The 17,299-nt window shown below is 71.5% G+C and carries 17 protein-coding genes; 11 read left to right on the top strand and 6 right to left on the bottom strand.

Going from position 1 to position 17,299, the window contains the following annotated elements; all coding sequences use genetic code 11:
- Window positions 1-6: 6 nt before the first annotated feature.
- Window positions 7-1,677 (bottom strand): ArsR/SmtB family transcription factor, encoded by a 1,671-nt coding sequence (locus FB458_RS01290; RefSeq protein WP_170185528.1) that lies wholly within the window; start codon window positions 1,675-1,677, stop codon window positions 7-9.
- Window positions 1,678-3,201: 1,524 nt separating this feature from the next.
- Entirely contained in the window at window positions 3,202-4,557 is a 1,356-nt protein-coding gene (locus tag FB458_RS01285; RefSeq protein ID WP_141846075.1) for a recombinase family protein, read from the bottom strand.
- 167 nt (window positions 4,558-4,724) lie between these two features.
- Here FB458_RS01285 and FB458_RS01280 point away from each other — a divergent pair, with 167 nt between their 5' ends.
- From FB458_RS01280 to FB458_RS01265, 4 genes are read left to right on the top strand one after another with little or no spacing between them, the layout of a single operon-like run.
- Window positions 4,725-4,925: a hypothetical protein gene (locus tag FB458_RS01280; RefSeq protein WP_246061005.1), complete on the top strand. Its 201-nt coding sequence runs from the start codon at window positions 4,725-4,727 to the stop codon at window positions 4,923-4,925.
- A 4-nt stretch (window positions 4,926-4,929) separates the two neighbouring features.
- Window positions 4,930-5,364 (top strand): TadE family protein, encoded by a 435-nt coding sequence (locus tag FB458_RS01275; protein WP_342778002.1) that lies wholly within the window; start codon window positions 4,930-4,932, stop codon window positions 5,362-5,364.
- Window positions 5,361-5,834: a pilus assembly protein gene (locus tag FB458_RS01270; RefSeq protein ID WP_246061004.1), complete on the top strand. Its 474-nt coding sequence runs from the start codon at window positions 5,361-5,363 to the stop codon at window positions 5,832-5,834. Before FB458_RS01275 ends, FB458_RS01270 begins: the two co-directional genes overlap by 4 nt.
- 2 nt (window positions 5,835-5,836) lie before the next feature.
- Entirely contained in the window at window positions 5,837-6,328 is a 492-nt protein-coding gene (locus FB458_RS01265; protein ID WP_246061003.1) for a pilus assembly protein TadG-related protein, read from the top strand.
- A gap of 18 nt (window positions 6,329-6,346) precedes the next feature.
- Here the strand turns inward: FB458_RS01265 and FB458_RS01260 are convergent, their stop codons facing one another.
- The 3 genes from FB458_RS01260 to FB458_RS01250 all read right to left on the bottom strand — a co-directional run bounded on the left by FB458_RS01260 (window position 6,347) and on the right by FB458_RS01250 (window position 8,753).
- Window positions 6,347-7,006, bottom strand: a complete 660-nt coding sequence (locus FB458_RS01260) for an RES family NAD+ phosphorylase (protein WP_141846071.1) — start codon at window positions 7,004-7,006, stop codon at window positions 6,347-6,349.
- Window positions 7,003-7,776: a hypothetical protein gene (locus FB458_RS01255; protein WP_141846069.1), complete on the bottom strand. Its 774-nt coding sequence runs from the start codon at window positions 7,774-7,776 to the stop codon at window positions 7,003-7,005. Before FB458_RS01255 ends, FB458_RS01260 begins: the two co-directional genes overlap by 4 nt.
- 92 nt (window positions 7,777-7,868) lie before the next feature.
- On the bottom strand, window positions 7,869-8,753 hold the full coding sequence (locus FB458_RS01250; RefSeq protein WP_141846068.1) for an alpha/beta fold hydrolase: 885 nt from the start codon (window positions 8,751-8,753) through the stop codon (window positions 7,869-7,871).
- A gap of 428 nt (window positions 8,754-9,181) precedes the next feature.
- Here FB458_RS01250 and FB458_RS01245 point away from each other — a divergent pair, with 428 nt between their 5' ends.
- Window positions 9,182-9,865 carry a hypothetical protein gene (locus FB458_RS01245; protein ID WP_141846066.1) on the top strand — a complete coding sequence of 228 codons (684 nt, stop codon included), beginning with the start codon at window positions 9,182-9,184 and terminating at the stop codon, window positions 9,863-9,865.
- Here FB458_RS01245 and FB458_RS01240 read toward each other — a convergent pair.
- On the bottom strand, window positions 9,840-10,310 hold the full coding sequence (locus FB458_RS01240; protein WP_246061002.1) for a DUF1810 domain-containing protein: 471 nt from the start codon (window positions 10,308-10,310) through the stop codon (window positions 9,840-9,842). The genes FB458_RS01245 and FB458_RS01240 overlap by 26 nt on opposite strands.
- 55 nt (window positions 10,311-10,365) lie before the next feature.
- Between FB458_RS01240 and prfB the strand changes: the two genes are divergently transcribed.
- The 6 genes from prfB (at window position 10,366) to FB458_RS01210 (ending at window position 17,292) form a co-directional block, all read left to right on the top strand.
- On the top strand, window positions 10,366-11,487 hold the full coding sequence (gene prfB / locus FB458_RS01235; RefSeq protein ID WP_141846062.1) for a peptide chain release factor 2: 1,122 nt from the start codon (window positions 10,366-10,368) through the stop codon (window positions 11,485-11,487).
- 189 nt (window positions 11,488-11,676) lie between these two features.
- Window positions 11,677-12,579 carry a cell division ATP-binding protein FtsE gene (gene ftsE / locus FB458_RS01230; RefSeq protein WP_141846060.1) on the top strand — a complete coding sequence of 301 codons (903 nt, stop codon included), beginning with the start codon at window positions 11,677-11,679 and terminating at the stop codon, window positions 12,577-12,579.
- A gap of 27 nt (window positions 12,580-12,606) precedes the next feature.
- Entirely contained in the window at window positions 12,607-13,515 is a 909-nt protein-coding gene (gene ftsX, locus FB458_RS01225; protein WP_141846059.1) for a permease-like cell division protein FtsX, read from the top strand.
- Between the two features lie 29 nt (window positions 13,516-13,544).
- Window positions 13,545-14,816: a M23 family metallopeptidase gene (locus tag FB458_RS01220; protein ID WP_141846057.1), complete on the top strand. Its 1,272-nt coding sequence runs from the start codon at window positions 13,545-13,547 to the stop codon at window positions 14,814-14,816.
- Between the two features lie 68 nt (window positions 14,817-14,884).
- Entirely contained in the window at window positions 14,885-15,355 is a 471-nt protein-coding gene (gene smpB, locus FB458_RS01215; protein ID WP_141846055.1) for an SsrA-binding protein SmpB, read from the top strand.
- Window positions 15,352-17,292 (top strand): DUF2207 domain-containing protein, encoded by a 1,941-nt coding sequence (locus FB458_RS01210; RefSeq protein WP_141846053.1) that lies wholly within the window; start codon window positions 15,352-15,354, stop codon window positions 17,290-17,292. The genes smpB and FB458_RS01210 overlap by 4 nt, the downstream gene beginning before the upstream one ends.
- Window positions 17,293-17,299 lie beyond the last annotated feature (7 nt).

Genomic DNA, 17,299 nt, shown 5'->3' with positions numbered 1-17,299 from the left:
AGGCGGTCATTCCGGTGTCCTTGTGGTTTGGCCTTGGGCTCGCGGACCCGTGTCTGGCGGATTCGTGTCGATCCAGCGGATCTCGCCACTGACGCGATCGACGTACTTGTGGACGCCGTCCTCGTGGAGTCGCTTAACCCGGCCTGATGCGAGCTGGGGTCGGAACCAGGCGCGACGCTGTCGGTCGTAGAGGTCCCTCCTGACCGGGGTGACGTCGCCGATGCGATAGCGCTCAGCGACCCAGTCAGGATGGGCGCGATAGCGCCACCACCTCTCCGAGCTGTCGCAGAACGCGAGACCTACCTCGTTGAGCCGGCGGAGGTGGTGGCGCACTGTCCTGCGGGTCTTCCCCGTGAGCTCTACGAGCTCAGCAACCGTTCGCCCTGGACCTTTGCCGGCCGCAGGCAGAGGCCGCGCACTTGGTGGCCTGCCTGGCGGGTCGCTGATCGTCCCCGGACTGACCCGAACGAGATAGCCGCGCATCAGACGTCGGTGGTGTTCCGCCAAGTGGCTGAACGTCTCCGCGGGGCCCGGACCCAGACCACGGGAGCCGAACAGGGGGTGCAGCGCACGGTCCATAAGGGGAACAACAGAAGGCAGCTCCGCAGAGAAGTACTTTGTTGTTCCCCTTAGGTCCACGGGGACTGCTAGCTCGAGTCCGTCGATGGAACCGGCCGGCCTACTGTGGCGCACCACCCAGCCCTGCTGCTCGATGCGCCGGATCGTCGAGTTGACCGACTTCAGCCCGATGCCGACTGCCAGCGAGATCTGTCGCTGTGACTGCCTGACGATGGGTCGTCCCGTCGACGTAGCCCACGAGGCCACGTGCTGAATCACCAGCTCCTCGCTTGTGCGGGCTCTGCCCTTGCTGGTTAAGGGTGGTCGCGCCGAGTGGTGCAGGGCCACCACGTGCTCGACCCAGCAAGCACAGACCCGCCGTTCCCGGGCGCTCAGCCACCGCGGTGGCTCGACCTTTCTGACGGCTCCAGAGATCGACCGCTCCCATTGCCCTGCGGCGGCCTCACGCCCCCCAGGACGTGTACCGCGAAGGTTCACCCGATGCAGGAACTCCGTCCGCAGCATGCACAATTCCTCGGGAACGCCTTGGTGCCCGTCCTGCACCAGACCGATGAGACGAAGGACAGGGGCCAGGATCGCGGGTGTCAGCGAGTCCGCGGCAAGCAGTTTCATCACGACTTCGGTCTGAGCCAGAACAACTCGGCACGGCTCTGCTGGCGGAAGCAGGTCGAGCCAGTTCCGGCCTGACACCGGGTCTGATCCTCCCGACACCGTGCGACTAGGGGTGTGACGTTGCCCGTCGGAGAGATCCCGCAGTTTGGCCATGATGTCGTCGAGCTGGGCGCGGGTCACGCCATGCGGCATGAAGGTGCGCTGAAGGAAGCCACGCCCCGGCCCCAAGATCACCGCGTACTGACGCTCGGCTCGTAGTTCGGCCAGCAGAGTGGTCGCCCCGCTGTCACCCTCGGATTTACGCTCCACCAGATGGCCGCCGCGGCCATCCGGAGCGGGCCCATCGAGAACCCGAAGGTAAGCGTGCCGACCACCCGAGGGGGAGGTGCGGAGGCAGGTGCTCGGCAGCGACGAAACGACTGCACGGATGCCCTCACCCTGAGGTCCCCGGTCCGACCACCCCGGCTCCTCGATGTCGAGCACCACGATGGCGGCCGGACCACCGCACAGCACAGCCCAGCCGGCAGGGCCTAACGTGTCGGCCCACTCATCGACCTCCCCAAGCGTCGGTGGGTCATGAACGTAGTCACGAGCCCCAAGGCGCCATCTGACGAGAGACGACTTGTGCGGACCGACTGGTATGAGAGGAAGACCGAGCTGAACAAGCTGCTCCACGTCCGCTTGTCGCCAACCACTCCCTGTTGCTTGAGAACCCGGGGTAGCAGCGAACCGGGTTCGGCTAGACCTCGCACCCCCCATCGGCTGACGGGGGCTCGGCCTGGTGTCGGCGGGGTCGCCTATGGTGCTGACGAGCTTGGGGTTCGCAACCACTTGGCTCACCGCCGCCCCGGGGTCGGATCCGGGGCGGCCTCTTTGCTCTTTCACCGAGCCACGCTCCGCTGGCACGTTGGGCACCTGGGCACGAAGCGGTCGGCGAGGGTCTCAGTCACGGCGTAGAAGCCCCCGCTCGCCCACTGCCGACTCATAGCGCGACGCCGTCCCGTTCGAAGGGCGGGGCACTCGAGGGTCGTGTGGCTTACTTGGCCGCGTCCCGCGACTATGAACTCACTGGGCCGGGGCTCTTGGCCGAGGTAGATTCGTCGTGCGCCGTGAAAGGACCACCGGGTGTGGCTGGGGATGTCTCCAGACCGCGTCATCGCGTGGTCTCCCCGCCGTAAACGAGCCTCGCTCGGCGTTCCGGGGGTGTGGTCTGGAAGATGGCCGCCAGCCTGGTCAGCTGCGCCGCAGTGAGCGGCGGTGCGTCTTGGAGGACTGCTCTCGCGTACTGCTCGATCTTCGCCGCTGCCAGATCCCGACGGTGCTCGCGAACTGCAGGATGGTCGTTCGCAACGCCGCCTGAGGCGCGGACGCGGCGAATCTCGTTAGCCAGGCGCGACCTGGCTCTGCGGACCTCGGACATGGGGGCACACCTCTCTCGAGGCGATGCCCACTCGCAGGTTGGCCGTAGGCCGAGGCAGTCGAGACCGATGCCGAGACATCCAGGGTCTGATGACGAGCCTAAGCCTAGTTGCTTGAGGGCGGCTGGGTCACCCCCCTGGGCTTCGGCGGCCTAGCGATGTCAGCAACGCTCACTTTCCGCTTTTGTTGCACTCCTTCGATTAACCGCCTTGCGTCGATCAACCAGACCTGAGGGCACTTGTCACAGGGGACCTCGAGGGCCTCGTGGCGGGCTGGCGGGTAGGTGACGCACCCGAACCGGTGCACCAGGTGGGCTCCGTAGACCAGGGCGATCACCCTCGTGTGTCCCGGCTTGCTCATGCACCGTATGACGAGCCGTGATCGCGTGGAGAAGGACGGCCTGGTCATCAACTCACACAATGGGGGGCACCCGGCGTGCTCGTCAGGGACGTCTGCCGCGATACCTATCATCGCGCTCTCCTTGCTTGGTCGCTGCGGGGTACTAGCTGGTCCCGGGACAACCCGGCGTCGAGGCGGGGCGTCACGCCTGGGTGTTGGTCCAGGGCGGGAGTCAATGAGGGCTTGCTTGCGCTATCTCCACTGGACGGCGACTTGGCTCGGATCAAAGCGGACGCCCTTGCCAGCCGGCAAAATTCGCACCGACAACAGGGTGTTGATGACTTTGCGCTGGTCCATGAGCGACAACCGTCTGTACGCCGCCGCAACGTCCTCGGCGCGGGCGAGTCGTGCCACGGTGGTGGTTGAGTCGGCCTGGCTGATACGTCGCTCGAGGACGTCGATCTCCGCCGTCAGCTTGGTCGCCTGCTCGCGCACTGCCTGCGCCGTCAGTAGTCCTTCCGCGAGCAGTGACGCCAGTCCGTCGCGGCGCTCTTGCAGGTCGAGTAGGCGTCCTCTTACTTGGACTAGGTCGCCTCCTTGGTCGAACAGTCCGAGTCCGTCCGGCTGGGTCAAGCGCGACATGACGACAGCGATGACGACCTCGTCGACGAGGTCCATGCGGCGGGTCATGTAACAGCTCTGGCAGCGGTAGACCATGACGCCCTGTGGGTTGCTGGTGGCGTACATCGGCTCGTCGTCTCGACCACAGCACGCGAGCCCCGAGAGCAGGTACTTAACCGCGGTCGACGGGGGAGCGGACTTCCGGGCCGGGTCGCGCAGCAAGGCCCCGACCCGGTCGAAAGTTTCGGCGTCAAGGATTTTGGGGCCAGTCGCCCCATAGTCCTGACCCCTACTCACGACTCGGCCTGCAGTGCGTGGGTTGACCAGCGTGCGACGGACGGCTGTGACGGTCCACCGACCTCCGGTTGTCGTCGGAATGCCGCGAGCGTTGAGGTCCGCCGCGATGGATGAGAGCGTGGCGCCCTTGAGGACCTTGCGCGCGGCTGCCTTGATCTCCTTTGACTCGGCTTTGACGACAGTGACAGTCGACCCGTCGCGGTCAAAGCCGAAGGGGCGGCGCGACCACAGGACGACACCGTCCTGCGCGCGCTGCCGGTTGGCTGCTCGTTGACGGTCGCCCTTCTGCTGAACCTCATACGCGGCCACGGATCCCAGCATGGACGCACTCATTCGGCCGGCGGGCGTTGACAGGTCGATGTCGGACGAGCGCACCGTTGCGATCTTGAAGTTACGTCGCTTCTCCACGATGTCGATCAGCTCGACGAGGTCACGCAGCCGCCGGTACATGCGGTCCGTGTGCCAGGCGACGAGGACGTCGTGGCGTCCGTCTGCGAGGTCCGTGAGGAGCCGGCTCCACTCAGGTCGCATCTTGCCGCTCGAGGCGCTGACGTCGTTGTCCTGGTAGACGTCCGCAACCTCCCATCCGCGGGATTCGACGAGCTCCAGGCACTCCGCGAGCTGCCGCCCGACGGCCAACGCCTCACCGCTCTTGTCGAGCGACTGGCGAACGTAGATGGCTGCCCTCATGGGGGAAATCTAACAGGATCTGGCTGACAACCATGATCCCGGTCGTCTTCCTCGTCCTGCCGGTGGCGGTCCTCTTCGCGATCTACCCGGGCGTGACCGCCCTGCACTTCCAGATCTGACCCGCCGCACCGCACGAGCACGAGAACCACACCACGACAGGGAGACCCATGAACCGACTGACCGACCACCTGCTGCGCGCGTGGACGCGCCGCACCCTGGCCCTGCGCGGGGCCGAGCGGGGTGACGTGCCCGGCTGGGTGCTCATCACCGTGATGACCGCGGGTCTCGTCACCGCGCTGTGGCTCGTCGCCGAGCCCGCCCTCAAGGGCGTCTTCAGCAGCGCGGTCAGCGCCGTCAAGGGTCCCTGACGGCGTGACGCCGTACGGCGCCCGGTGGTGCGCGCGAGCGCGGCACCGCTGGGCCGCTGCCCGACGCGACCGCGGCAACGCGGTGGCGGAGTTCGCCATGGTCTCGGTGCTCGTCGTCGTCATCGGGATGGGGGTGCTGCAGCTCGCGCTCGTCCTGCACGTGCGCAACACGCTCGTCTCGTGCGCGTCCGAGGGGGCGCTGCTCGGCGCCCGGCTGGGGGCGCAGCCGGGGGAGGGGGCGGCCCGCACGCGCGACCTGGCGCAGCGCTCGCTCGCGGCCGCCTACTCGCAGGACGTCACCCAGACGACGGTGACGACCCCGGACGGCGTCCAGGTCGTCGAGGTCACCGTCGTCGCGCCGCTGCCGGTGCTCGGGCTGCTCGGTCCGTCCGGGTCGCTGACCGTGCACGGGCGCGCGTTCCTGGAGTCGCAGCGGTGAGGCCGCGTCTGCGTCCAGCAGCGCTGTTGCGGCTGCGGGTCCGGCTGGGGCGGGCGGACTCGGGGCGCGCGATCCTCGAGTTCGTCGTCGTCGGGGTGCTGCTGCTCGTGCCGATGGTCTACCTCGTGCTCGTCGTCGGTCGGCTGCAGGCGGCGTCGTACGCCGTCTCGGCGGCGGCCCGCGAGGGTGGGCGGGCGTTCGTCACCGCGCCCCAGGAGATGCAGGCGCCCGGGCGCGCGCAGGTCGCAGCGTCGATCCCGTTGGGGGACTTCGGGTTCGAGGGGCAGGGGGCGACGACGTACCGCTGCGACGGGTCGCCGTGCCTGCGGCCCGAGGGGCGGATCGCGGTGACCGAGACGGTGCAGGTGGCGCTGCCGTGGGTGCCCGACTTCCTCGCCGGGTCGCTGCCGACGTCGGTGCCGGTGAGCGCGACGCACGTCGTCACGGCCGAGCGGTTCGCGGGGCGGTGAGGGTGCGCGGGGTGCTCGGGTCGGTACGGCGCCGCCTGGCGGGACTGCGGAGCCGGCGGCGCGACGGCGGCCAGCTGTCGATCCTCGTCGTCGGGTTGATGGTCGTGGTGCTCGTCGTCATCCTCGGCGGGATGGACGCGACGGCCGCGCAGCTGGCGCGCACCCGTCTGCTCGACGCCGCCGACGCGGCCGCCCTCGACGCGGCGGACGCGATCGACGAGCAGCAGGCCTACATGCAGGGGATCGGCACCTCGGTCACGGTCAGTGACGCCACTGTCGCCTCGGCCGCCGCGGCGAACCTCGCGAGCACCCCACGACCGCAGGGGGTCTCGTCGTGGCGGATCGGCCCGGGGACGGGGACCCCGGACGGGCGCACCGCGGTCGTCGTCGTCCAGGGCGACGCCGACCTGCCCTTCGCGTCGGGCGTGCTGTCCTTCCTCGGCGGGTCGGTGACGATCACCGTCGTCGGCCGCGCCCGCTCCGATCTGCGGTGACGAACGGGCCCGTCGAGGTCACAGCAGGGTCAGGCCGTAGCGCCCGGCGATCCGCGCGAGAGCCGGCTGCAGGAACGGTTCCGCCAGGGCCCGGTCGCTGTCCGGCGCCGACGGCACCGCGTCCCGCGCCCGCTCGTAGAGCACGACCGACCGGCCGGGCGGCAGCACGCTCGAGGACCAGAGCAGGCCGTCGACGTCGGGGTAGCTGCGGTGGATCGCGCGCGACCACGCGCGGGCCGTGCCGCGGGCACCGGACGTCAGGGCGGCGTTGCCCCCGGCTCGCGCCACCCAGGTCGAGTCGCTGAGCTGCAGCAGCCGCAGGGGCCGGGTCGGCGCCCACAGCACGAAGCGGGGGCCGTCGGTGGTGCGGTCGAGCACCCCGCTGCTGCGGAACCGCTCCACGACGGCGACCTCGAAGGGGTCGGTCGGTCGCCCGTCGCGGCCCGTCCACGACGTGGTGCCGTACGTCACCGCGAGCGTGGGATGCATCCGCGCCGGCGGTGGGTGGTGGTCGAACCGCATCGAGGCGACCGGACCGTGGGAGCGGAGGGTGGACCAGCCGACGGCGTACGGGCCGGCGGAGGAGTAGATCCGCAGGACGGGGTCGACCTGGTCGAGGACGTCACCCGGGTCGAGCGGCGGGAGCGTCCACGGCGGTGCGGGGCAGCGGGTGGTCACGCGGCCACGCGCAGCCCGACGACCAGCTGCGCCACGACGTCGGGGTCACCACCCGTCAGCAGCCAGTCGACGGGGGAGACGGCCTCGCCGTCGGCGACGAGGTCCGCGTCGGGCCGCGTCATGAACCCCGCCAGGGTCAGCGGGTGCAGCCCCGCGGCGGCGGTCGCCACCGACTCCAGCCCGGGCAGGAGGCGACCGTCGACGATCTGCCAGGCGGGCAGCAGGTGGCCGCTCTCCCCGCCCGGCAGCGTCACCACCGCGCCCGTGGACACGAGCTGCCGGACCCGCCCCGGCGTGACCGCCAGGGCCGTCGCCGCCTGCGCGACGGTGAGGGCCTCGTCGCGCAGCCGCCGGCCCCGGGCGAGACCGAGTGCCACCTGACCCGCACCTGACGGGTCCTGCGGCGATCCGTCGAGCGAGATGCCGGCGCGGCGGAGGGCCTCGCGTTCCGCGGCCGGGAGCCCCCCGCTCGGGTCGGCGAGGTCGACGGCCGACCGGGCCAGCGCGGCGAGGAGGTCCTCCGTGGAGAGTCCGAACCGCGCGGCGGTCCGCTCCAGCTGGGACTGCCGGGTGAAGATCGCGGCCAGACCCTGCTCGAGCAGCTCGGGGGCGACGTCGTGCCACGACTCGCCGTCCGGGGTCCTGGCCCGCAGGACGACGCCGTCGCGGGTCGTGTCGGGCTCGACCGTGACGTCGACCGTCTCGACGCCGGGACCGGTCGGTCCGGAGCGGAAGGCCGCCGTGTCGACGCGGTGTCGCTTGAGGGCCATCGCCCCTCCTCGGTCGGCTAGCAGTGGCTACTGTTCGATAGTAGCCGCTAGTCGCCCCGACCGGCAGTCGACGCTGCTGGGGCGACCACCGCTCAGCGGGCGGCGGCGCGGATCGCGTCGGCCAGCCGGTCGGGGTACTCGACCGGCGCGAAGTGACCGACGCCGGGCACGTGCTCGAGGGTGTGGTCGGCGAACGTCTCACCGAGCCGGTCCGACCACGCCGGCGGGAAGAGCGGGTCGTGCTCGGGCCACTGCACCGTCGTGGGGACGGTGATCGGCGCCGGCCGCGGGCCGGAGTCCTCGACGGCGGCCCGGGCGATGGTGCCGGAGCCGGCGCGGTACCACCCGACCGACGCGGTGAATGCGCCCGGCCGGGCGTAGAGCGGCGCGAGGTGGTCCAGCTGCGCCTCGACGAGGTCGTCCGGCAGCGCCGGCCCCGACCAGTGCGACCAGAAGTGCCGCAGGTAGGCGCGCACGGCCCGCTCATCCCCGTCGAGCAGCTGCTCGGCGAGCGCGAGCTGGTGGAAGGCCTGGTACCAGAACTCGCGCTGCGGCTCCGGCTCGAGCACCCGCCGCCCGACCCCCGGCACCGGCGGGGTGAGCACGAGGGCGCGCACCTGCTCCGGGTGCTCGCGGGCCAGCGCCTGCGCGACCCGGCTGCCGACGTCGTACCCCGCGACGACCGGCCCCTCCAGCCCCAGCGACTCGACGAGCCGGGCGACGTACCCCGCCTGCGGCGAGGCCCCGTACGACGCCGCCGGGTCGGCGCCGTCGTCCCGCCCCGGCTCGTACGACGCCCCGAACCCGCGCAGGTCCGGCACGACGACGTCGTGATCCGCGGCGAGCAGGTCGCTCACCGACGCCCAGTCGGTGCGGTCGCCCGGCCAGCCGTGCAGCAGCACGACGGCGGGCGCGCCCACCGGCCCGGAGCGGTCGAAGGCCAGGTCGACGGCGCGTGCGGGGTCCGTGTCGGTCATGACGAGGACCTACCCTCGCGAGCCTCGTGGTCATCGTCCGCCGGGCGATTCGCCCGGCCTGCGGTGATGTGGTGCCGTGCACGCGCCGGTCGGGCGTGCGACATGGCCCCGCACGTGGGGTCACGGTGCCACGCTGACGCGATCACCACTCCGCGGCGGAGGACACCATGCGTCGACCCACCCCAGGCTGCAGCTTTCGTCGTGCGGTCCTCGTCAGCGCCGGTCTGGTTCTCGCGAGCCTGCTGACGGCCTGCGACGACGACGCGGGCGGTGGAGGTGCACGAGACGAAGGTGCAGGCCCCCCACCTCTTGGCCCGCGCGTGATGACGTCGTCAACGACCACCCCACCGACCTACACCTTCGACACGCCAGCGGACCTGTGTCCTCCTGACAGGTGGGAGGGATCCACCTCGTGGACCCCCTTGACCATGGTGACCACCGTGGAGGCCGAGGCCGAGCTCGGCCACGAGATCGGTGCCTGCGTCGATGACACCGGCCAGCGCACCTACCTGAACAACATCGGGACGACGGCCTGGTCGGTGTCCGCGCCGGGCAAGGTCACCACGTATTACGCCACCGACGAGCCCGCGGTGTTCCTCCCGCTGCGGCTCGACGGAGGTGTGGCGGACGTGCTCGGTCCGTACGAAGGGGCGCTGGTCGGGGCCTCCCCGTCCAAGGTCGCGTGGCACATCGACGAGCGCTGGACGGTCGTCGCGGCCCAGCTCGAGGCACTGGTGACGCGGTTGGACCCGCAGGAGCTGACCAAGAAGGCCCTCGACGTCGCAGCCGAAGCCCCGCCGAAAGGGAGCGCCTACCGGCTCGTCGCCACGTGCGGTTTGGCCGCCTACTCGATCGCCAAGGACGTGAGCGAGCAGGACGCCAGCGTCACGCTGAAGACGGTCTCGACGGCCCTCGGCGACGGCCGCGACGCGGCTGGCTGCGGGCAGACCGTGGCCGAGTACGACGAGGCCCGCATCGGCGCAGGGCTGGAGGCGCGTTTCGGCAGGATCGACCCGTCCCGGTTCGAGGTGACCGGAGGTTTGCTCGAGGAAGCGGAGCGCAGCACGAGCCTTGCCGAGCGCGGGCTCATGGTGTTGCAGCACGTCCACTGAGGCCGGACCGACCATCCAGCAGCGCGAGCGTCGCCTCGTCCTCGTCGCCGTCGAAGAACCGGTCGAGCACCGCACGGAACACGTCCGCCTCGCCGTCCGCCGCGTGCGCGAAGAGCGTCATCGACGAGCGCAGCTTCATCGCGTCGATCCCGCCGAGCACCGACTCGACGTCCGAGGTGCCGAGGGCGAGCAGCGCCTCGCCGCACTCGCGCAGCCGCGGCCCGAGGACCGGGTGGGCGAGGTAGGCGCGCGCCTCGGCGAGCCCGCGGACGCCGTACCGCTGCGCCATCGCGCTCTGCCCGAGCCCTAGCAGCTGGGGCAGGACGAACCACATCCAGTGGCTCGTCTTGCGGCCGCGGCGCAGCTCGGCGAGGGCGGCGTCGTACGTGCCGTGCTCGTCCTGGGCGGTGACGAAGCGCTCCGGGTCGGGGGAGAGGTCGCTCACGCGGGCCATCCTGCCCGTCGGGACGGTCGTCCACGCTGCCGTAGGCTGACCGATCGTGGCCGTCGACTTCCCCGAAGAGATCAAGAGCCTGCGGGCGACCATGGAGTCGGTCCGGCAGGTGACCGACCTGTCGCAGCTCGAGCGCCGGATCGGCGACCTGGAGCAGCAGGCCTCCGCGCAGGACCTGTGGGACGACCCGGAGCACGCGCAGCAGGTCACCTCCGCCCTCTCGCGCGCCAACGCCGAGCGTGACCGCGTCCTCGGGATGGACCAGCGCATCGAGGACCTCGAGGTCCTCGTCGAGATGGGCACCGAGGACGGCGGCGACGCCGAGACGATGGCCGAGGCCGAGCGCGAGCTGGCCTCGCTGCAGAAGGCCGTCGGTGAGCTCGAGGTGCGCACGCTGCTGTCGGGGGAGTACGACGAGCGCGAGGCCGTCGTGACGATCCGCGCGGGCGCCGGCGGCGTCGACGCCGCCGACTTCGCCGAGATGCTCATGCGGATGTACCTGCGCTGGGCCGAGCGGCACGACTACCCGACCAAGGTCATGGACACCTCCTACGCCGAGGAGGCGGGCCTGAAGTCGGCCACCTTCGAGGTCAACGTGCCCTACGCCTTCGGCCACCTCACCGTGGAGGCCGGCACGCACCGCCTCGTGCGGATCAGCCCGTTCGACAACCAGGGCCGCCGGCAGACCTCCTTCGCCGCGGTCGAGGTCATCCCGCTCATCGAGTCCGACGACTCCATCGAGATCCCCGAGAACGAGATCAAGGTCGACGTCTTCCGCTCCTCCGGCCCCGGCGGCCAGTCGGTCAACACGACCGACTCCGCGGTCCGGATGACGCACATCCCCACCGGGATCGTCGTCTCGATGCAGAACGAGAAGAGCCAGATCCAGAACCGCGCCGCCGCCCTGCGCGTCCTCCAGTCCCGCCTGCTGCTCGTGCGCAAGGCCGAGGAGGACGCGGCGAAGAAGGAGATGGCCGGCGACATCAAGGCCAGCTGGGGCGACCAGATGCGCTCCTACGTCCTGCAGCCGTACCAGATGGTCAAGGACCTGCGCACCGAGGTCGAGACCGGCAACCCGACCGCCGTGTTCGACGGCGACATCGACGGGTTCATCGAGGCTGGCATCCGCTGGCGCATCGAGCAGGAGAAGGCCGCCGCCCGCGGCTGACCGAGCGCCCGTCCGACCCGCCCGCACGACCAGCCCGTACGACGCCCCGTTCGACGCCCCGCCACGCCGGTCGCGCGTCGGTGCCCACCGATCACAGGGTCCGCCCGTAGCCTGCTGAGGCGCGTGTGGTCGCTGTGACGGACGACGAGCGCGCGCGCCCGTCCCCCGTTCGAAGCCGTGAGGCCGCCGATGATCATCTTCGACCACGTCAGCAAGACCTACCCGCGCACGACGCGGCCGGCGCTGGACGACGTCTCGCTCGAGGTCGAGCGCGGCGAGTTCGTCTTCGTCGTCGGCCAGTCCGGGTCGGGCAAGTCGACCCTGCTGCGGCTCGTGCTGCGCGAGGACGTGCCCACGTCCGGGCGGATCCTCGTCGCCGGCCGCAACGTCGCCCGGCTGCCCGACCGCAAGGTCCCGCGGCTGCGCCGCGAGATCGGCACCGTCTTCCAGGACTTCCGCCTGCTGCCCGGCAAGACCGTCTACGCCAACGTCGCCTTCGCCCTGCAGGTCATCGGCACCTCGCGCTCGACGATCCGCCAGACCGTCCCCGAGACCCTCGCCATGGTCGGCCTCGAGGGCAAGGAGAAGCGGCTGCCGCACGAGCTGTCCGGCGGTGAGCAGCAGCGCGTGGCCATCGCCCGCGCCGTCGTCAACAAGCCGGCGATCCTGCTCGCCGACGAGCCGACCGGCAACCTCGACCCGGCCACCAGCGCGGACATCGTCGCGCTGCTCGAGCGGATCAACCGCCGCGGCACGACCGTCGTCATGGCCACCCACGACCACGAGATCGTCAACAGCTACCGCAAGCGCGTCGTCGAGCTGCAGACCGGCGTGCTCCAGCGCGACGTCGCCGGCGGGTCCTACGAGGTCACCGGCTCGGTCCTGCCCGTCCCGGCCCGCGCCGCCGAGCAGGCCGTCCGCCGCGGCGACTGGCTCGAGCCGCACGAGGAGCCGCTGCCCGACGGCGCCGAGGCCGGTGACGAGGACCTCGTGCCCGTCGCCGCCGGGGCGTCGTACGGGCTCGAGGAGGTGCGCGAGCCGGACCCCGCGCCCGCCGCCCCCGCCCGCCGCGGCTTCCTGCGTCGTCGCTGACCGCCCGCCCCACCCGGAGAACCCCTCATGCGCCTCACCTTCATGCTCGGCGAGATCGTCGGCGGCCTGCGCCGCAACGTCTCCATGGCGGTCTCGGTCGTCCTCGTGACGATGATCTCGATGTTCCTGCTCGGCCTCGGCCTGCTCGCGCAGCGCCAGGTCGACACCATGAAGGACTACTGGTACGACCGGGTGCAGGTCTCGATCTTCCTGTGCGTCGACAAGTCGCTCTACCCCTCCTGCGCGGACACGGCCACGACGCCGCAGCAGAAGGCGGCGATCAAGGCCCAGCTCGACCAGATGAAGCCGCTGGTCAAGGACGTCTACTACGAGTCGCAGGCGCAGGCCTACGCGCGCTTCAAGGAACAGTTCCGCAACAGCCCGCTGGGGGACCAGGCCACCGAGCGCGCGTTCGCCGACTCCTACCGCGTCTCGCTCACCGACCCGGACAAGTTCGACGTCATCGCGTCCTCGTTCGACGGGGCGCCGGGCGTGGGCAAGGTGCAGGACCAGAAGCAGCTGCTCAACAAGTTCTTCACCTTCATGAACGTCGTGTCGTGGGCGGCGATCACCCTCGCGGTCCTCATGGTGCTGTGCGCCGCGCTGCTCATGGCCACGACGATCCGGCAGAACGCCTTCAGCCGACGGCGCGAGACCGGGATCATGCGGCTCGTCGGCGCCAGCAACCTCACGATCCAGCTGCCGTTCATCATGGAGACGGTGGTCGCCTCCATCGTGGGCGCCGGTCTCGCGGTCGGGCTGCTCTGGGCGACGGTGCAGTACGGCGTCGCGGGCTACCTCAGCAAGGCGCTCACCGACACCGCCTTCATCGGCACGGCCGACGTCGTGTCCATCGCCCCGTACGTCGTCGCGGGGGTGGTGCTGCTGGCCGTGCTCACCTCCGGGACCACCCTGCGTCGCTACCTGAGGGTCTGACGGTGGGGCGCGCGGGACGCACGGCGTCCGTGAGGTCGACGGTCCGGCGGCGCACCGCCGCGGTGGCCGCCGCGGTGCTCGGCGCGGCGGTGCTCGGCGTCGTCGCCCCGCAGGCCGGCTCGGCCGACACCGGCGACGACAAGAAGGCGGCCGACCAGCGCGCCGCCGCCGCCGCGAACGCGCTGGAGGACATCTCCGGTCAGCTCGTCGGGGCCTGGAAGGCGTACAACGCGACCGCCGCGCAGCTGCCCGCCGCGCAGAAGAAGCTCGACACGGCGTCGGCGCTCGAGCGGGCCGCGCAGCAGCGCAACGACGCCGTCGCGGCGCAGCTGTCGGTCGCCCAGGCCAACGAGGCCCGGGCCGTCGAGCAGCAGCAGCAGAACGCCGCGCAGCTCCAGCAGACCCAGGACGCCCTCGACGGCTTCGCCGCCGACGTCTTCCAGGGCGGCGGGGACTCCCAGCTCGCGGTCGCGCTCGGCACCCAGTCGGCCGGCGACTTCGCCGACCGGCTCGTCATGGCCGACACCGTGACGTCGCTGACCAACTCGGCCATCACCGACCTGCAGAACGCGCGCGCCGAGGACGCGGCCCAGAAGGCGTACCTCACCTCCGTCCGCGCCCAGATCGCCGCCCTCAAGGTGCAGGCCCAGCAGGCGCTCGCGGCGGCGACGACCGCGCGCGAGGACGCCGCCTCGGCGAAGGCGTCGCTCGACCGGCTGGTGGCCACCGAGCGCAGCCAGCTCGCCGCGCTCAACGCGCAGAAGGCCGCCGAGCAGGGGCGCCTCGCCGCGGCGCAGGCCGACCAGGCCCGGCTGCAGGCCATGCTCGTCGAGCAGGCCCGCCGCGCCGCCGCGGCCGCCGCGGCGGCACGCGCCAAGGGCGCGTACGTCGCCGTGCAGGGCGGCACCGGCTTCCTCAGCCGCCCCGGCAGCGCGCCGATCACCTCGCCCTTCGGGCTGCGGTTCCACCCGATCCTGCACGTGTGGAAGCTGCACACCGGCACCGACTTCGGGATGGCCTGCGGCACCCCCGTCTACGCGGCCGCCGACGGCACCGTCCTCAGCGCCGGCTGGGGCGGCGGCGACGGCAACCGGATCGTCATCGACCACGGCATCGTCAGCGGCGTCGACCTCGCGTCGACGTACAACCACCTCAGCCGCTTCGTCGTCACCGGCGGCCACGTCAGCCGCGGCCAGCTCATCGCCTACTCGGGCACGACGGGCTACTCCACCGGCTGCCACCTGCACTTCGAGACCCTCGAGAACGGCTCGTTCGTCAACCCCATGACGTGGCTGTCCTGAGCCACCGGTCGGCGTCGCCGGCGGAAACGCAGGCGGGGCGCGGCCACCCCGACCGGTAACCTCGGGGGGTGGTCAAGGAACAGGGGCGCAAGGTCGTCGCGAGCAACCGCAAGGCCCGGCACGACTACCTCATCGGGGACACCTACGAGGCAGGCCTCGCGCTGTGGGGCACCGAGGTCAAGGCGCTGCGTGCCGGCCGGTGCTCGCTCGTCGACGGGTTCGCCCAGTTCACCGGCGGTGAGCTGTGGCTCGAGGGCGTGCACATCCCCGAGTACACGCAGGGCACCTGGACCAACCACGCCCCCCGGCGGCGCCGCAAGCTGCTGCTGCACAAGGTCGAGCTCGACAAGATCGACGCGGCGACCCGCGAGAGCGGACGCACGATCGTGCCGCTGCAGGTCTACTTCAAGGACGGCCGGGCCAAGGTGGAGATCGCCATCGCCACCGGCAAGAAGCTCTACGACAAGCGCCACGCGCTGCGCGAGCGGCAGGACCGCCGCGAGGCGGAGAGGGCGATGAGCGTGCGGGAGCACCGGTGACCCGCGCCCGCGCCCTCCTCGCGGTGGTCGGCGCGGCGCTCCTCCTGCTCCTGCTCCCCGCCACCGGTACGGCGGCCGCGGTCGGCTCGGTCGGCTCGGCCGCCTCCGGCGAGGACCGGATGAGCGACGTGGCCGTCGACATCGTCCTCGACGCCGAGGGCGGCGCGACCTTCACCGAGCGGATCACGTACGTCTTCGGCCCGGGCGAGCACCACGGGATCTTCCGCTCCGTCGTCACCCGGCAGGCGGTGGAGGGCTCCGACGTCGACACCTACCGCTACTACGACCTCTCCGACGTCACGGCCAGCAGCCCGACCGGAGCGGCCGCCGACGTCGCGGTGCAGGACGAGGGGTCGGTGCAGCGGATCCGGGTCGGCGACGCGGACAGGACGGTGGACGGCACCCAGCAGTACGTCGTGCGCTACCACCTGGCGCACGTGATGAACGCGTTCAGCGACCACGTCGAGCTGTTCTACAACGTCTTCAAGGACGACAGCGTCCCGAAGGACCGGCTGAGCATCAGCGTCTCCGGTCCGTCCGGGACGAGCGTGACCCAGGCCCGGTGCACCCTCGGGCAGGGCGAGGGCACCCCGTGCGCGACGCAGGACGCCGGGACGACCGCCCGGTTCGCCGCGACCGACGTCGCCTCCGGCGAGGACGTCACGATCGCCACCAGCCTGCCGCGGACCGGGTTCGGCACCATCACGCCGGACCTGCGCCAGGGCACGAGCGGGTACAGCCCGCAGCAGGCGAAGGTGCTCAGCGGTCTCGCGCTCGGCGGCGGCGTCCTCGTGCCGCTCCTCGCGCTCGGCCTCATGGGCACCCTCGTCGCCACCCGCGGCCGCGACGAGCGGTACGCCGGCCTCACGCCCGGCCTGACCCCGGGGTCGCCGGCGGCGACCGGCGCGACCGGGCCGGCACCCGTCGTGCGCGGAGGCGCCGCCCCCGTCGTCGCCGTGCAGTTCACGCCGCCGGCCGGGGTGCAACCCGGCATGGTCGGCGTGCTGTGGGACGAGAGCGCGGACACCGTCGACGTGTCGGCGACGGTCATCGACCTCGCCGTCCGCGGCTACCTGCGGATCGAGGAGACGAGCAGGGGCGGGGCCTTCTCGCGCACCGACTGGGAGCTGACCCGGCTCGTCCCCGACCCGGCCCAGCCGCCGCTGACCCGTTACGAGTCGACCGTGCTGGAGGGCCTGTTCGCGACGTCGAACCCGGTGCGGCTCTCGGACCTGAAGTACCACTTCGCCTCGACCCTCGGCGCGGCCAAGCGCGAGATGTACGACGAGGTCGTCCAACGGGGCTGGTTCCGTCGGTCGCCGCAGTCGCAGCGCGCCGGGTGGCAGGCGCTCGGCTTCGTGCTCATCGGCGCCGGCGTCGTCTCGCTCTTCGCCCTCGGCGCCGCCACCTACGCCATCGACCGGTCGGGTGGGTTCGACCTCGGCGTCCCCTCGGGCGTCGTGCTCGGCGTCGGTCTGATCCTGGCCGGCGTCGTCTTCCGGGTCCTCGGCAAGCGGATGGCGGCGCGCACCGCGGAGGGCTCCGCCGTCACCGCGCAGGCCCTCGGCTTCAAGGAGTACCTCGAGACGGCCGAGGCGGACCAGATCCGGTTCGAGGAGGCCCAGTCGGTCTTCAGCCGCTACCTGCCCTACGCCATCGTCTTCGGCTGCGCCGACCGCTGGGCCCGGACCTTCCAGCAGGTCGCCGAGGCGGCGGCCGCCGCCGGGCAGCCGCTGCTCATGCCCTCCTGGTACCTGTGGAGCGGCGGCGGGTTCCCCGACTTCACCCGCATCGCCGACGGCGCCGGCGACTTCGCCTCGAGCGCGAACGGCACCTTCGCGGCGACGGCCACGTCCGGGTCCTCCGGGGGCAGCGGTTTCGGTGGCGGGTCCTTCGGCGGCGGCGGCGTGGGCGGGAGCAGCTCCGGGTCCTGGTGACCGGGGA

Source organism: Lapillicoccus jejuensis (genome assembly GCF_006715055.1).
Lineage (GTDB): Bacteria > Actinomycetota > Actinomycetes > Actinomycetales > Dermatophilaceae > Lapillicoccus > Lapillicoccus jejuensis.
The sequence above is the reverse complement of the archived record's forward strand: the minus strand, read 5'-3'. Positions and strand labels throughout refer to the sequence as shown.

What these genes read in the sequence shown, in the direction of transcription:
- FB458_RS01285 (WP_141846075.1), bottom strand. Translation starts at nt 4,557, where the DNA reads ATGAGGGCAGCCATCTACGTTCGCCAGTCGCTCGACAAGAGCGGTGAG.
- FB458_RS01280 (WP_246061005.1), top strand. Translation starts at nt 4,725, where the DNA reads ATGAACCGACTGACCGACCACCTGCTGCGCGCGTGGACGCGCCGCACC.
- FB458_RS01255 (WP_141846069.1), bottom strand. Translation starts at nt 7,776, where the DNA reads ATGGCCCTCAAGCGACACCGCGTCGACACGGCGGCCTTCCGCTCCGGA.
- FB458_RS01250 (WP_141846068.1), bottom strand. Translation starts at nt 8,753, where the DNA reads ATGACCGACACGGACCCCGCACGCGCCGTCGACCTGGCCTTCGACCGC.
- FB458_RS01245 (WP_141846066.1), top strand. Translation starts at nt 9,182, where the DNA reads ATGGTGACCACCGTGGAGGCCGAGGCCGAGCTCGGCCACGAGATCGGT.
- ftsE (WP_141846060.1), top strand. Translation starts at nt 11,677, where the DNA reads ATGATCATCTTCGACCACGTCAGCAAGACCTACCCGCGCACGACGCGG.
- ftsX (WP_141846059.1), top strand. Translation starts at nt 12,607, where the DNA reads ATGCGCCTCACCTTCATGCTCGGCGAGATCGTCGGCGGCCTGCGCCGC.